This window comes from Belnapia sp. AC561 (assembly GCF_979252845.1).
On record NZ_CEEDBP010000021.1, the window covers coordinates 43,384 to 58,129 of the forward strand.

The window sequence follows — 14,746 nt, forward strand, 5'->3', positions numbered from 1 at the left end:
CCTGCGGCCCGCCGGGCGACGTCCCGGCGCGGCCATGGCGCTCGGCCTGACGCTGCTGCTGCTGGCCGGAACCGGCCAGGCGCAGACCCGGACCACCCAACGCGCGCCGGGGGCCTCGCTCCCTGGGGCGACGCTGGACAGTGTGCTCGCCCTCGCGCGCCAGCTCAGCCCCGAGCTGGCCGCCCGCGGCATGGAGACCGCCGCCGCGCAGGCGCGCGTGGCCATCGCCGGCTCGCTGCCGGATCCGACCATCCAGGTGATGTCGGACGATATCGACCGCACGTCGGGGCCGCGGCCGAACAAGATGATCTACAGCTTCCAGCAGGAAATCCCGCTATGGGGGCGGCGCGACCTGCGGCGCCAGGTCGCCCGCGCCGAGGTCGGCCAGATGACGGCCCAGGCCGAGGCAGCAGAAGCCGAAGTGATCGAGCGGGTAAAGGTCGCCTTTGCCCGCTACTACACGTCCTACGAAGCGGTGCACCGGACCGAGGACCTGCACCGGGCGATTCACGGCATCGCGCAGGTCGCCCGCGAGCGCTATACCCAGGGCCGCGGCGAGCAGCAGGAGGTGTTCCGCGCCGAGGTCGAGACCACGCGTGTCGCCACCGAGATCGTCCGCCTGGAGACGGCGCTGAGAAGCGCGCAGGGCCAGCTGAACGCCTTGCTGGTCCGCCCGACCACGGCGCCGCTCGCCGCTCCGGAGCGGCTGCGGCCCCTGCCGGAGGTCCGTGCGCTGGACGCGGTTCGGCTCGCCGAGCGCGCCGGGGCCGCCAATCCCGCGCTGGCCGCCGACGCCGCCGCGGTCAGCGGGGCGGACACTAATCGGCGGCTGACCGATCGCAACTGGTACCCGGATATCACCATCGGCGGGGCGGCGGTCGACCGCTCGGGCTTCGGACCCGGCGGCTACCAGGCCTGGGTGGCGATGAAAGTCCCGCTGCAATGGGGCCTGCGTGAGGCGCAGACGCGCGAGGCCGGCGCCCAGGCGGGCGCGGCGCGCGCCCGGCGGGATGCCCGCGAGCTGCAGATTCGCAGCGACCTGGCGGAGGCGGTGGCCGGTTTCGAGGGTAGCCGCCGGACGGCGGACCTGATCCGCCGCCAACTTCTGCCGCAGGCTCAGGCGCTGGTGCGCTCCGGAGCCGCCGGCTTCGGCGTCGGCCGGGTGGATCTGGCCGCGGTGCTGCGGGCCCAGCACGATCTGGCCGATTTTCGCCTGCAGCTCCTGTCGGCCGAGTTCGACGGGCAGCGGCAGCTGGCCGCCATCGAACGCCTGGTTGGGGGCGACCTGTGAGCCGCCGCCTGTGGGCCGGCGGCGTTGCACTGGCCGTGGTCCTGGCAGCAGGGGGCGTCTGGCTGGCGCCGCGCTCGCCGGTGGCGAGCAGGGCGGCCTTGGCGCAGCCGGCTCAGGCGCGCCCGGCGGAGGCAAGGACGCCGCTCTATTATCGCAATCCGGCGGATGCAGCCGACTTCTCGCCGACCCCGAAGCGAGATGCCCAGGGTCGTGACTATCTGCCGGTCTATGAGGAAGAGACGCCGGCCCCCGTGGCGGCCGATGCGGAGCGCACGCCGCTCTACTACCAAGATCCGTCTGGCCGGCCCGCCTACTCGGCGGTCCCGAAAAAAACCGCCGACGGCCGCGATTTCATGGCGGTGTACGAGGACCCGAGCGCGCCGCCGGCGGCCGCGACGACTGCGGCACCCATGCCGGCGCCGGGCGGCGGCCCCGGCCGACTTCTCTATTACCGCAACCCAATGGGCCTGCCCGACACCTCGCCGGTGCCAAAGAAAGACTCCATGGGGATGGACTACATTGCCGTTTACGAGGAGGAAGCGAACCAGCCAGCCGGCACGGTCACCGTCAGTCCGCAGCGGGTGCAGATGCTCGGTGTGCGTACCGAGGCGGCCGTCGAGCGGGCTCTGACCCGGTCGGTGCGGGCGGTGGGCACCATAGCGGTCGATGAGCGCCGCCTGGTCGTGGTGGCACCGCGCTTTGAGGGCTGGATTCAGCGGCTACTGGTCAATGAAACCGGCCAGCCGGTACGCCGGGGACAGCCGCTGTTCGAGGTCTATAGCCCCGAGTTGGCGGCGGCCGAGCAGGAATATGTCATCGCCCGCGAGGCGGGGCGCGCCATGGCCGATGCCGACCGCGCGGTGCGCAGCAGTACGGCCGGCATTGCCGACGCCGCCCTGGCGCGGCTGCGCAACTTCGACCTGCCGGAGGGTGAGCTTACACGGCTGCGGCGCTCCGGCACGGTCAGCCGCACGCTGACGCTGAGCGCGCCGATCGACGGTGTGGTGCTGGAAAAAAATGCTGTGCAGGGCATGCGCTTTGCACCGGGGGACACCCTCTACCGATTGGCCGATCTATCGACGGTCTGGCTGCTGGCCGAGGTGTTCGAGCAGGATCTCGGCCTGATCCGGCCGGGGCAGGAGGCCACGATCGGCCTGACCGCCTATCCGGAGCGGTCGTTCGAAGGGAAGGTGACCTTCCTCTATCCAACCGTGAATGCCACGACCCGCACCGCGCGGGTGCGCATCGAGATCCCCAATCCCGACCAGCTACTCAAACCCGACATGTACGCCACCGTCGAGATCGCGGCGGCGGTGGGCACCGCGCTGATGGTCGTCGTGCCGGATTCCTCGGTGCTTGATACCGGGACGCGGCAGACCGTGCTCGTGGAGCGCGCTGCGGGGCGGTATGAGCCGAGGACGGTGTCCGTCGGGCGGCGGGCGGAGGGCTATGTCGAGATCCGCCGCGGCGTGGCCGCGGGGGAAAAGGTGGTGGTCGGCGCCAACTTCCTGATCGACGCGGAAAGCAACCTGCGGGCCGCGCTGCAAGCCTTTGCGCCGCCGCCTGCCGCGCCCGGCCAGGAGGCACCGCGATGATCGCGCGCATCATACGCTGGTCGGTGGCCAACCCTTTCCTCGTGCTGCTGGTCACGCTTTTCGTGGTCGGTACCGGCGTCTGGGCGGTGCGCAATACGCCGCTCGACGCCATTCCCGACCTCTCCGACACCCAGGTCATCGTCTACACCGACTATCCAGGCCAAGCGCCGCAAGTGGTCGAGGACCAGGTCACCTATCCACTGACCACGGCGCTACTCACGGTGCCACGCTCGAAAACGGTTCGTGGCTTCTCGTTTTTCGGCGCCTCCTTCGTCTATGTGGTGTTCGAGGACGGCACCGACCTCTACTGGGCGCGCTCGCGCGTGCTGGAATATCTGAGCCAGGCGGCGCGGCGCCTGCCGACCGGCGTCACGCCGTCGCTCGGCCCCGATGCTACCGGCGTCGGCTGGGTGTACCAGTACGTCGTCACCGGGGCGCAGCGGACCCTGGCCGAGCTGCGCTCGGTCCAGGACTGGTACCTGCGCTACCAGTTGGCGCGCGCCGAGGGTGTCGCCGAGGTGGCGAGCGTGGGCGGCTTCGTCCAGCAGTACCAAGTAGTGGTCGACCCGCAGCGGCTGCAGGCCTACCGCATCCCGCTGTCGCGGGTGACGGAGGCAATCCGTGCCAGCAACCGCGACGTTGGCGGCCGCTCGGTCGAAATGTCGGAAACCGAGTATCTGGTCCGCGGCCGCGGCTATCTGCGAGGCATCCCGGATATCGAGCAGATCGTGCTGATGATGCAGAGCGGCACGCCCGTGCTGCTGCGCGACGTGGCCCGGGTCGAGCTTGGCCCGGAGGAGCGGCGCGGCATCGCCGAGATGAACGGCGAGGGCGAGGTGGTCAGCGGCATTGTGCTGCAACGACAAGGCCAGAACGCCCTCACTGTGATCGATAGCGTGAAGAAGACCCTGGCCGATATTGCTGGCAGCCTGCCGGAAGGCGTGACCGTCACGGGGGTCTATGACCGCTCCACCCTGATCGGGCGCGCCATCGACACCCTGAAGCATACGCTATTGGAAGAAAGCATCATCGTTGCGCTGGTCTGCGTCGTGTTCCTGCTGCATGTCCGCAGCGCGCTGGTAGCCATCATCATGCTGCCGGTCGGCGTGCTGATCGCTATGGCACTGCTGCACCTGCTAGGATTGAGCTCGAACATCATGAGCCTGGGCGGCATCGCCATCGCCCTTGGTGCCATGGTCGACGCGGCCATTGTGATGATCGAGAACGCCCATAAGCGTCTGGAGCAGGCGCCACCGGGTGCGTCGCGCATCCAGGTGCTGACCGAGGCAGCGGTCGAGGTCGGCCCGGCGCTGTTCTTTAGCCTGGCGGTGATCACCGTCTCCTTCCTGCCGGTCTTCACCCTAGAGGACCAGGAAGGACGGATGTTCCGCCCGCTGGCCTTCACCAAGACCTTCGCTATGGCCGGCGGCGCCTTGCTGTCGGTGACGCTGGTGCCGGTGCTGATGGTGCTGTTCATCCGCGGCCGCATTATGCCGGAGCGCAAGAACCCGGTGAACCGGCTACTCATCTGGCTCTACCGGCCGGTGATCGCCCTCGTCCTGCGCGCCCGTACCCTGACCATCCTGCTGGCCGTGCTGGCGGTCGGCGCCACCGCCTGGCCCTGGTCGCAGCTCGGCAGCGAGTTCATGCCGACGCTGAACGAGGGGACGCTGATGTACATGCCGGTCAGCCTGCCTGGGTTGTCCGTCACCAAGGCGGCCGAGCTGCTGCAGACGCAGAACCGCATCATCCGCGGCTTCCCGGAGGTGGAAAGCGTCTATGGCAAGGCCGGGCGCGCCGCGACGGCGACGGATCCGGCGCCGACCGAGATGTTCGAGACGATCATCAATCTAAAGCCGGAGGCGGAGTGGCGACCCGGGGTTACGGTAGACTCGCTGACGGCCGAGATGGATGCAGCCCTGCGCATGCCGGGCGTTTCCAATGCCTGGACCATGCCGATCAAGGCCCGCATCGACATGCTTTCGACCGGCATACGCACGCCGGTCGGCGTCAAGGTGTATGGCCCGGATCTGGGCGGGATCGATCAGCTGTCCCGCCAGGTCGAGGCGGCCATCCGCTCGGTGCCCGGCACCACCAGCGTCTTTGCCGAGCGGGTAGAGGGCGGCTACTACCTGGAAGTCGAGCCTGACCGGGCCGCGCTCGCTCGTTACGGCCTGACGGTGGGCGATTTGCAGGAGACCATCGCCACGGCGCTGGGCGGCGAGCCGGTCACGACCACGGTCGAGGGCCGCGCCCGCTATACGGTGAACGTCCGCTACCCGCGCGGTCTGCGCACCGACCCGCAAAGCATCGCCGGCCAGGTGCTGGTGCAGGCGCCAAGCGGCGCGGCCATTCCGCTCGGCCAGCTCGCCAGCGTGCAGCTGCGACGCGGCCCGCCGACCATCCGCACCGAGAACGCCCAGCTGGTGAATTATGTCTATGTCGACATGCATGGGCGCGATGTCGGCGGCTATGTCGCCAATGCGCAGCGCGCCGTCGCGGCACAGGTGCCGATGCCACCCAGTTTCCATATCGAATGGAGCGGGCAGTTTGAGTACATGCAGCGTGCCAAGGCGAAGCTGACAGTTGTCGTGCCGGTGACGCTGCTGCTGATCTTCGTGCTGCTCTACCTGAACTTCGGCCGACTAACCGAGACGCTGATCGTCATGCTCTCGGTGCCCTTCGCGCTCGTGGGCGGTGTCTGGCTGATGTACCTGATGCACTTCAACCTAAGTGTCGCGGTGGCGGTGGGCTTCATTGCCCTGGCCGGCGTTGCCGCGGAAACCGGAGTCATCATGCTGATCTACCTGGATCACGCACTGGCCGAGATCCGCGAGCGCTGCCGCCTTGAAGGACGGGTGCTTACCCAGGCGGATCTGCGTCTCGCCATCATGGAGGGCGCCGTCGAGCGGGTGCGACCGAAGATGATGACGGTCACGGCCATCATGGCGGGGCTGCTGCCCATTTTGTGGAGTACCGGCACGGGTTCGGAGCTGATGCAGCGCATCGCGGTGCCGATGGTCGGCGGCATGGTGTCGTCGACGGCGCTGACGCTCCTGGTCATTCCGGCGCTCTTTGGTGCCATCAAGGGGTGGCACCTGCCAAAAGCCGCGACGGTCGCCGCGCACGAAACGCGTTCGCTTGCGGTAGCGGAGTGACAGTTCCCGCGAGCCAGGAAATCCCGCCGTTGGGCGGGATGGCGACCCGACCAAGGCGGCCTGGCGTATTAAAGGAGACCAAGGCATGAACAACAGGATTCGCGTAATGGCCATCGCTCTCGCGGCAGCGGTGACGATGGCCGGCGCCGCCTATGCGCAGACGGCCCAGACCACGCCAGGCGCCCCGGCGCCAGGCCAGGGCATGATGGGACGTCAAGGTGAGATGATGGGCCAGAGCGGCATGAAGGAGATGATGGGGGCCCACACTCGCATGATGGAGACCTGCACGGAGATCATGCGGACCGCCATGCACCAGAGTGGTCAGACGAACCAGGCGCCGAACCAGAGCCGTTAACGGCCACTCTGAAAGGGGGCGGGCCCTGCTGCGGGGCCCGCTCTATCACTCGGTTGGCGGATCCGCTGCGCTGAGACAGGCACCAGCGTTAGTTCCGCCGTAGGGCTGAGACAGAGGTGAGCACCATGATGGTGCATGATGGCGGCATGATGAGTGGGATGATGTGGGGCATGGGATTACTGGGGCTCCTCCTTATCATCCTGCTCGTCCTCGGTATTGCGGCGCTGGTGAAGTATCTGTTTGGCCGTCGTGGCTGACCGCCTCAGAGTTTCAAAGATGCCGGCACAGCTGGATCACGCCGTGCCGTCCGGCGAGCCAGCCAGAGAGCGGAAAGCGGTACCACGAGCCATTGCAGAAGCGGGGAGACGCCGGTGTCGATCACCGGGACGACGGGCATCAATTCTGAGTACGCCCAGCTTTGACGGACGACGATGTTCAGCCATTCACTGAAGATCGTATAACCAACGCCGAGAACCATCGTCACTGCGGCAACCGGTCGAAAGGCGTGCAGCGGCCAGTCGCGATGGCCGACGGTGATCAACGCAATCGCCAGGCTGGTAAGGGCAATCAGCACGTCGCCCCCGGTGCAGTGAACGATGGCAAACAGCTTCTCTCTTGCCGTCCCGGTATTCCACAGGGTGTAGAGGGGAAGATGGGCGGCTTCCCAGGCGAGATTGCCGACGGCGATGACACCCAGATAGACGCGAAGGGCCCTTGGCCAGTCCGCCGCTGCGGCGAGCACGGGGTGGTCCGCGCCGACCGCGCTCACTGACGGAAGATCCGTGCCGTAGGCCGCTTCGGCGGCACGCCGAAGGCAGTGGAATACGCATCGGCCAGCGCCATCCCGGGGGTCGCGTTGCTGCAGAGCGCTTCAATTGCGCGTAGCAAATGCTCGGCGGCCTCCGTTTGGCTTTCAGCCAGCGCTTGCCTAAGTGCGGCTATAATCTGCGCTTCGAGCGGTTGCGAATGTCGCATAATAATCTCCGGTTCAGTTCACCGTTATACCGAGAGCGACGGTGCGGCCTTCAATGATGGGAAGGTCAAGAGGAAAAAGTGCAGGGCAATTGCGTAGCCTTGCCACGAGATTGTTGCCGTGCTGCCGCTTCCTGGAACCGGTATCCGAGCAGCCGCAACGCGTTGATCGCAACCAGCGCCGTCGCTTCGGTGTCGGCGAGAACGGCTGGCTAGAAGCCGGTGATACCCAACACCGTGATCACCAGGAACACGACCTCGAGGCTCAACGGGAGGCAGTGTCTCGACATATCTCGGCCATCCGTGGCGAACTCGTCGAGGAGTTTACCGAAATTGAGAGGGGGAGGCGGAGTGATCGGTCGCAGCTCGCTGCGGCATTGGCAGAGGGCCGTGCCAGGCAAGCCGTGCTGGTGATCGCGTGACTGGATCGCTTGGCTCGTGACGCTCATTTTCATCTGGGCTTGGCGAAGGCTGGGACTCGATTTGTCGGACAGTGCCGGATCGGGTCCAAACTTTGACTGGCGTCGACGGGGTGCAGTACCCCATCGACGCCACCTATGCCGGCCTCTCGGGCGCGCGCTGCGGTCAAGTCACTTAGCCGCGTAGCAGAGCGCCGAAGGCGTCAGGCTTGACGGCGGCGCGTCCGGCCGAGGCACACTGAACGATCCCGTCCGTTGTGCTTTGACTGGATACTGTCCGAAAGGTTGAGTACCAACTTTTACTACGTAGCTGGCCTGCTCTGATCACCCTGCGCAGCAGGAGAGCTTCCCAACCTCTTTGGAGAAGCTCAGCGCTGCCAACTTCAGCGCCTCGACCGTTGTCAGATATGGGAAGATTGTCGCGGATAAGTCGGCCACGGTCAGTCCGTGCTTCACCGCCAGAACGGCTGTTTGGATACTGTCTCCAGCCTCTGGCGCTAAGATGTGCGCGCCTAGGAGCCGTCCGCTCCCCCGTTCCGCCACCAACTTGACCAAGCCCCGCGTGTCGCGGGCGGCCAACGCCCGGGGCACTTGGTCGAGCGGCACAACCCTGGTTTCAACCTCCAGCCCCGCACGTCGAGCCGCCATCTCAGTCAGGCCGACACTCGCTACCTGCGGGTCGCTGAAGACCACCTCCGGCATGGCCGTGGCGTCGTAGCGCAACGCGTCTTCGTCGCCGAGCGCGTTCTCCGCAGCGACCTTGCCACCGTGGGCGGCCATGTAGACGTAGAGATTCCGGCCGGTGACGTCGCCCGCTGCATAGACCCCCGGGTGCGTTGTGCGCATCCGGTCGTCAACCTGGACAGCGCCGCGGCCATCTAGCGCCACGCCAGCTTCCTCTAGGCCTATCCCGGCCGTGTTCGGCATCCGGCCGGTAGCTACGAGGACGCGCTCGGCGGGGAGTGTCACGGCGCTACCGCCGGCGCCCCGGACGACGAGTTCGACCCCACCGTCCCCAGTTTGCCGGATGGCCTTGTAGGACACCCCACAGTGGATATCGACGCCCTCGGCGCGGAGGTACTCAGTCAGCGCAGCGCTCACCTCCGCCTCAGCACTGGGCAGCAGCCGGGAGCGGCACACGATGGTCACGCGCACGCCGAAGCGGGCGAACATCTGGCCAAGCTCGACGCCGATGACGCCACCGCCAATCACCAGGAGCGAGGTGGGGAGTGCCTTGATTTCCATCGCCGTCGTACTGGTGAGCCAGGGAACCGTGTCTAGCCCGAGGATTGCCGGTGTGGCCGATGACGTCCCGGTTGCGATGATGACCTTACTGGGCCGGTATGCTGTGTCCCCGACCATGACGGCACCGTCCGGAGTGAGACGTGCACGTCCCGCGACGTAGGTGATATCGGGGTACTGTGGCAGGAGATCAACGTACTTCGCCTGCCGGAGGCTGCCAACCAACTCGTCCTTCTGCGCGACGAGGGCCTTCCAGTCTTCCAGCCGTGCTGTCGCAATGACCCCGGCGAAGCGCGAGGCGGTGCGAGCCTGGTGCAGCGTCTCCGCCGCCCGGATGAGCGCCTTTGACGGCACGCAGCCGATGTTGACGCAGGTGCCGCCGATGGTTCCGTCGCCGACCAGCACGACTTTCGCGCCGAGTTCTGAGGCGCGGATCGCTGCGGAGAAGCCCGCCGACCCGGTGCCGATCACGACGAGGTCCGGCGCATGCTCGCTACGGCTCGGCTTGGCGCTGCAACAGTCGTGTTGGGCGGGCTGCGGTGCGAAGAAATTCACGGTGCTTCCTTTGTTTGTTGGTCCGGCGGCCTAGACAGAGCGCCGACGCCAGTAGGCCGCGTAGGCGACGACCCCCAGGAACAAGATCATCGCCGGGATCAGGACGTAGTCGAGGTAGCCGAGCACGGCTGAGAGGCCGACGGAGCCGAGCAGGACGGCCAGGACCGGGGTAGAGCAGCACAGAGCAGCCACCACGAAGCCGACGATGCCGGTGGCCATGAGCTTGCGGTTTTCCATGTCAGCGGCCCTCGCCCGCACGCCCGGCGGAACCGCCGGAGTCGAGCGCGGCCGCCACAGCGGCCGTAGGCGCCAAGTGGGCGATGAAGCCCGCCGGAGGACAGCAGAGGCCGCCCAGGACGACGGCGACAATGCCAAGGGCGAACAGGTCTGCGGAGGCAGCGGCCAGGCAAAGGGCGTGCCTCATGCCCCGTCCTCCTCGGGCCGCGGGGCGAGCATCGGCACGAACAGGCCCTTGCCGACTTGCAGCGCCGCCTCCACCGAGAGCCGGAACCCGGCGCCGCCCGGGTCGACCCGTTGGCGCCACGCCGAGAGGTGCTCATCGGAGCAGAAGAACAGCTTCACATTGCAGCCCGACGTCGCGCCGCACCCGTCGGCGTACCGGATCCCCGCCCAAACGATGGCAGTGGTAGGCGTCGCCGAGGCGAGTGCATGGCCCTTGTCGCGCGTCGTGATCCGGATGGGCACGTTGCACTCGGGGCAGAAGGACTCGATAGCCGTGTCGCAGCCGAGCATGCCCCCCATGCCGAGAGCATCGATGGCGCAGAGGGCGTGCACCTCGGCCAACCCGTCTAATTGGACGCGATGGCAGGTCTCCTGCACGCTGAAGGGGTAGGCGGCCGTCACGGTCGTGCCACGCTCGTCCAGGACCACAAGATCCCGCCACTGCAGCGCGCGCAGCACCCCAGCAACCGCGGGCTCGTCCAGGCCGGCTCCAGTGGCCAGCCGCGCCGTCTCTGGCGCCGCACCGGAGCGGGCAAAGCCGTGCAGGACCGCCTGCCAGACTAAGTCCTCGGCTGCATCGAGGCCCGACCACTTCTCCGCCCTTCGCGCCGTAACCATGCTGGCGGCGAGCGCCTCGCGCGCCGTCGGCTTGGTGACGAGTGACCAGTCTGGCATCAGCACCCCAGGGCGCAGCGCAAAGGCTTGGCCGACTGCGCCGGTCGTCCGCTTCGGGGTGTCCATGGGACTGCCGACGGCTCTGCCCTACTGCACCGCCTGCGACGGAAACCCGGCGTTGGTCGTCGCCTGCACCAAGGCCGCGACATCGGCCTTGGCGTTGTCGAAGGTCACCGTCGCGGTGGCCGTCCCGTTGCCCTCGGTAACCGCCACTCGGCTTACGCCAGGCACGCGGGTAAGGGTGCGCTTCACGATGGGTGCGCAGGTGACGCAGGAGACGTTCTGCACCTTGAGGGTGGCCGTTTGTTCGGCGGCGGAGGCCATGGTGCCATTGGCCAGGACGAGGCCCAGGGCGGCGGCGAGGCGGGTGATCGGCTTCATGTCTGGCTTCCTTTCCAGGACGGTTACAGGAGGATCGACGCTGCGTAGGGAAAGGCGAGAGCCGCCGCGACGAGGGCGGCCGCGCTCCAAAGGGCGACCTTGGCGACCCGGTCGGAGACCGGTCGGGCGCAGTACGAGCCCTCGGCGCAGGCTGCGATCTTGGGCTTGCGGTAAACCGCGAAGAACCCGCCCGCGAGGCAGGCCAGGGTGACGGCCACGAAAACCGGCTGGTAGGGCGCCAGGGCGGCCAGGTTGCCGATCCAGGCGCCGCTGACGCCGACGAGGAACAGGCCGAGGGGCAGTAGGCAGCAGCTCGACGCCCCGAGGGCGGCCAGTAGCCCCACCGTGGCCAGCAACGCCTTCGGAGGGCCACCTCCCTCCTTGTTCCACTCCCCCGTCTCCTCGATGGCGAGGACGCCCCGTTCCGCTTGGTCACTCATGGCCACTTGGCCTTTCTCCATCATCTGTGGGCAAGGTAGGACCTGTAGTAACTACAGGTTCAAGGGGAAATCACGCCCCGGGAGATGACGATGGACGGCAGGCGGCAGGGCATCTCGATTGGCGACCTCTCCATGCAGACGAGGGTCAACATCGAGACCATTCGGTATTACGAAAAGATCAGCCTGTTGCCCGCCCCGGGGCGGACTGAGGGGCGGCACCGGGTGTACGGGCCCGCGCACGTCGCCCGGCTGACTTTCGTCCGCAGGAGCCGGGAACTGGGCTTCAGTCTCGACGAGGTCCGCAGCCTCCTAAGGCTCGTCGATGGCGGCCATAGCTCATGCTCAGACGTCCAGGCCGTAACCCTCAAGCACCTCGAGGATGTGCGGAGGAAGATCGCTGACCTCGAGCGGCTGGAGCGTACCCTGAGCGAAGTCGCGTCGCGCTGCCAGGGCGGGTCGGTGCCGGATTGCCCCATCGTCGAGGCGCTCTACGCATCCCCTTAACGCGCCGCACTTCTTAAGTGGACTTGTATCAAAGAAGTGGAGAGGTCCCGATGAGGCGAGAGGACCCCCATGAAGCAGCAGCGATGGTTGCGAAAGAATTCGAAGACGAGGCTGTCCGGCTGGTCAAACCAGTGGCCGAACCCTGCGGGAGATCGCAGAGGATCTCCGGTTTAGCCATTCGACGCTGTCGCACCGTACATGAAGAAAATGGCGAGGGCGGCAGCGACCATGTCCGCAAAGTAGATGGAGACCTAAAGGGTCTCCAACGTATGGCGTAACCCGCTCATGTCTGGATCCGAGTTTGGGTCAATGAATGGCGACGGTTGTACCAGAAGCCAATCATGATCACCGCTAAAGTCGCAAGTTGAACTGCTACGCCTTCAACGGTTGGGTAGACGCCAAGAGCCGCCAATCGAGGAAGCCCGGCCAACGGCTGTACATCGAGCAAGCCAGCTTCTTGCAGCGCTGCGATCCCTTTGCCAGCAAGAACAATCGATATCACTGCCACCAGCAGTGAGCTCACTGCGAAGAAGCGTCCGATAGGCAACTGACGGCTGTAGCGCAAAGCCGCCCAGCCGATAACTCCGAGCAAGACAACGGCGCAGGCGATGCCGCCGAGTAGGGGGGTGGCGCTCTCCGGTCGCCACATCGCGCTGTAGAAAAGGATCGTCTCAAACACTTCGCGATAGACAACCACGAAAGCCAGCAGGAACAGGACCCATCCCGAGCGACGCGAGAGAGCATGTGAAAGCCGCTCGCGGATATAGCGTTGCCAGTTATCAGCGTGGCTCTTGCCGTGCATCCATATGCCGACGGAAACCAGTATGAGTGCGGCAAAAAGTGAACCGAAGCCCTCTGTCAACTCGCGGCTCGCGCCACTGATGGCAATGATGTAGGTCGCGGCAAACCAGGTAGCGCCGCCTGCCACGAGCGCGGCAGCCCACCCACCATGCACATAGGGCAGCACCTCTTCACGGTTAGCTTTTCGCAGGAAGGCAATCATCGCTATCACGATGAGAAGCGCTTCCAGCCCCTCGCGCAGAAGGATGGTTGCTGCTCCCACGAACATGGTGACATTGCTGTCGGTGTCCTCGGCCAGGGTACGCTCGACCTCGTTGAAAAGGGTCGTTACCGCTGCTGCCTGGCGCCCTACCGCCTCAGTAGGCTGTCCGCGAGTGATGCCAGCGCGCAACTCGTTCATCGCTGTTTCAACACGCCCGAGCAGTGCAGAGTCTTTGGCGCCAATTCTCGGCTCGAACGGCTCAAATCCATCCAGATATGCCGATAGCGCCAGATCAGTCGCCCGCCGGCGGTCGCCGGTGCCGTAAGCCTGAACAGCTTCAGTTAGGCGAGCTCGAGCTAGGTCGAGAGACAAACCTTGAGCCGGACTTAGTGCTTCAGGATGCCGGCGCAAATAAGCAGTGACAGCTGCCGCACGCTCATCACCCACTTGGGCGGCAAGTTGGGCCGGCGTTATTCCAGCCAGTGCTTCCGGCTTCGGCACAACGGCCCGCAGCGTCGGGTCCGAGCGCCACAAACGTTCTCCTTCAGATGCCAGGGATACTGGATAGGCGAGCGTTCCCGTATGGAACGCCAAAGCCCAGCGGTCCTCGGGCGACAGTTGAGCGAAGCTCGGCATCGCGGTGCCATCCAGCCCTTGGGTGATCACCTGATAAAGCGCGAACAGGCTGCGTTCCTGAGCGCGGGATCGGTCTGTGAAGGCAATTGGCGGAGGATCAAGGTTTGCGGCCGCTGGCCCGTCGCCTGCGCCGCTCAGGCCGTGGCAGCTGGCGCACTGTTCGGCATAGAGGGAAGAGCCTCGTGATACGTCGGGAGTTTTTGTCGGAGCGAGAGGCACTGGATAGGCATCCAGCAAGTGTACAGCCAGACCGCGTGCCAGCTTCGCCACATCTGCAGGCATGGCCCGAGCGGCGATGGCGGCCTCCAAGGCGATAACCTCAGCCTGCAGCTGAGCTTGTTGAGGGTGAAAAGGTAGTTGTCCGAGACGAGTTCGCACCGATTCGGAAAACTCAACCATCTCATCGTATTCAGACTGGCTTACGATGCGCCCATCCTCGACAGCGCCAGGATAATCGACGGCGATGTAGTCCAAGAGGCGCCACGTAGTTTGAACAGCAGCCTCCTCCTCAGCCTGTCCTGGCTGAGGAAGCAGCAGGCCAATAAGAAAGACGCCTATTAGAATGAAGCGGTGATGCATCCGACTTGCCTGAATTGCGACTGCGAAGCTATCGCAGATACGCTCCCGTGCACAGGCTATGTGTCATAATGCCTGGGGGGCTAGCGCTTCGATGATCCGGCACTCGGCGACCCGGCCATGTCGGCACTGTCCGATCAGGGAGTCCAACTCCCGACGTAGCGCCTGCAAGTCAGCAATCTTGCGATCCACTTCCTTGAGATGCTGACGTGCAATCACATCGACGGCCTCACACGGCAGGTCCTGTTGCTCAGAGACGTCTAGCAGTGTGCGGATCTGATCTAGCGAGAAACCAAGATCGCGGGCGCGCCGAATAAAACTGAGGCGGGCTAGGTGCGCGGCACCGTAAGCCCGGTAGTTGCCGGAAGTCCGGTCAGGGGCGGAGAGCAAGCCCACCCGTTCGTACCACCGGATCGTCTCTACCTTTGTGCTGGTCGCCTTCGCCAAAACACCGATGTTGAAGGTGATTTCTGTTTCCACCG

Annotated in this window: 16 protein-coding genes; 7 read left to right on the top strand and 9 right to left on the bottom strand. The window is 65.9% G+C overall.

Features of this window, described 5'->3' with window-relative positions; genetic code table 11:
• Positions 1-34 precede the first annotated feature (34 nt).
• The 5 genes from AC0IW9_RS17560 to AC0IW9_RS17580 all read left to right on the top strand — a co-directional run bounded on the left by AC0IW9_RS17560 (position 35) and on the right by AC0IW9_RS17580 (position 6,656).
• Positions 35-1,291 (top strand): TolC family protein, encoded by a 1,257-nt coding sequence (locus AC0IW9_RS17560; protein WP_471649573.1) that lies wholly within the window; start codon positions 35-37, stop codon positions 1,289-1,291.
• Positions 1,288-2,886, top strand: coding sequence for an efflux RND transporter periplasmic adaptor subunit (locus tag AC0IW9_RS17565; protein WP_471649574.1), 1,599 nt, complete (start codon positions 1,288-1,290; stop codon positions 2,884-2,886). The genes AC0IW9_RS17560 and AC0IW9_RS17565 overlap by 4 nt, the downstream gene beginning before the upstream one ends.
• A complete protein-coding gene (locus AC0IW9_RS17570; RefSeq protein WP_471649575.1) occupies positions 2,883-6,044 on the top strand; it encodes an efflux RND transporter permease subunit in 3,162 nt (1,053 codons plus the stop codon). The genes AC0IW9_RS17565 and AC0IW9_RS17570 overlap by 4 nt, the downstream gene beginning before the upstream one ends.
• Before the next feature lie 85 nt (positions 6,045-6,129).
• Entirely contained in the window at positions 6,130-6,399 is a 270-nt protein-coding gene (locus AC0IW9_RS17575) for a hypothetical protein (protein ID WP_471649576.1), read from the top strand.
• Positions 6,400-6,515: 116 nt separating this feature from the next.
• Positions 6,516-6,656, top strand: coding sequence for a hypothetical protein (locus AC0IW9_RS17580; protein ID WP_471649577.1), 141 nt, complete (start codon positions 6,516-6,518; stop codon positions 6,654-6,656).
• A gap of 5 nt (positions 6,657-6,661) precedes the next feature.
• Here the strand turns inward: AC0IW9_RS17580 and AC0IW9_RS17585 are convergent, their stop codons facing one another.
• Together AC0IW9_RS17585 and AC0IW9_RS17590 are read right to left on the bottom strand one after the other, a co-directional pair.
• Positions 6,662-7,168: a hypothetical protein gene (locus AC0IW9_RS17585; protein WP_471649578.1), complete on the bottom strand. Its 507-nt coding sequence runs from the start codon at positions 7,166-7,168 to the stop codon at positions 6,662-6,664.
• A complete protein-coding gene (locus AC0IW9_RS17590; RefSeq protein ID WP_471649579.1) occupies positions 7,165-7,374 on the bottom strand; it encodes a hypothetical protein in 210 nt (69 codons plus the stop codon). The genes AC0IW9_RS17585 and AC0IW9_RS17590 overlap by 4 nt, the downstream gene beginning before the upstream one ends.
• Before the next feature lie 89 nt (positions 7,375-7,463).
• Here AC0IW9_RS17590 and AC0IW9_RS17595 point away from each other — a divergent pair, with 89 nt between their 5' ends.
• Positions 7,464-7,793, top strand: coding sequence for a hypothetical protein (locus AC0IW9_RS17595; protein WP_471649580.1), 330 nt, complete (start codon positions 7,464-7,466; stop codon positions 7,791-7,793).
• A 321-nt stretch (positions 7,794-8,114) separates the two neighbouring features.
• Here AC0IW9_RS17595 and merA read toward each other — a convergent pair whose 3' ends face one another.
• From merA to AC0IW9_RS17620, 5 genes are all read right to left on the bottom strand, one after another.
• Positions 8,115-9,587: a mercury(II) reductase gene (gene merA, locus AC0IW9_RS17600; RefSeq protein WP_471649581.1), complete on the bottom strand. Its 1,473-nt coding sequence runs from the start codon at positions 9,585-9,587 to the stop codon at positions 8,115-8,117.
• 30 nt (positions 9,588-9,617) lie between these two features.
• Positions 9,618-9,824, bottom strand: a complete 207-nt coding sequence (gene merF / locus AC0IW9_RS17605) for a mercury resistance system transport protein MerF (RefSeq protein ID WP_471649582.1) — start codon at positions 9,822-9,824, stop codon at positions 9,618-9,620.
• 183 nt (positions 9,825-10,007) lie between these two features.
• Complete coding sequence (locus tag AC0IW9_RS17610; RefSeq protein ID WP_471649583.1) at positions 10,008-10,790, bottom strand: alkylmercury lyase family protein; 783 nt, start codon at positions 10,788-10,790, stop codon at positions 10,008-10,010.
• A gap of 21 nt (positions 10,791-10,811) precedes the next feature.
• Positions 10,812-11,105 carry a heavy-metal-associated domain-containing protein gene (locus tag AC0IW9_RS17615; protein WP_471649584.1) on the bottom strand — a complete coding sequence of 98 codons (294 nt, stop codon included), beginning with the start codon at positions 11,103-11,105 and terminating at the stop codon, positions 10,812-10,814.
• 23 nt (positions 11,106-11,128) lie between these two features.
• On the bottom strand, positions 11,129-11,545 hold the full coding sequence (locus tag AC0IW9_RS17620; protein WP_471649585.1) for a mercuric transporter MerT family protein: 417 nt from the start codon (positions 11,543-11,545) through the stop codon (positions 11,129-11,131).
• A gap of 84 nt (positions 11,546-11,629) precedes the next feature.
• Between AC0IW9_RS17620 and AC0IW9_RS17625 the strand changes: the two genes are divergently transcribed.
• Entirely contained in the window at positions 11,630-12,049 is a 420-nt protein-coding gene (locus tag AC0IW9_RS17625) for a MerR family transcriptional regulator (RefSeq protein WP_471649586.1), read from the top strand.
• Between the two features lie 283 nt (positions 12,050-12,332).
• Here AC0IW9_RS17625 and AC0IW9_RS17630 read toward each other — a convergent pair whose 3' ends face one another.
• Both AC0IW9_RS17630 and AC0IW9_RS17635 read right to left on the bottom strand, forming a co-directional pair.
• On the bottom strand, positions 12,333-14,267 hold the full coding sequence (locus AC0IW9_RS17630; protein ID WP_471649587.1) for an FTR1 family protein: 1,935 nt from the start codon (positions 14,265-14,267) through the stop codon (positions 12,333-12,335).
• Between the two features lie 63 nt (positions 14,268-14,330).
• A complete protein-coding gene (locus AC0IW9_RS17635) occupies positions 14,331-14,744 on the bottom strand; it encodes a MerR family transcriptional regulator (protein WP_471649588.1) in 414 nt (137 codons plus the stop codon).
• Positions 14,745-14,746: the final 2 nt, after the last annotated feature.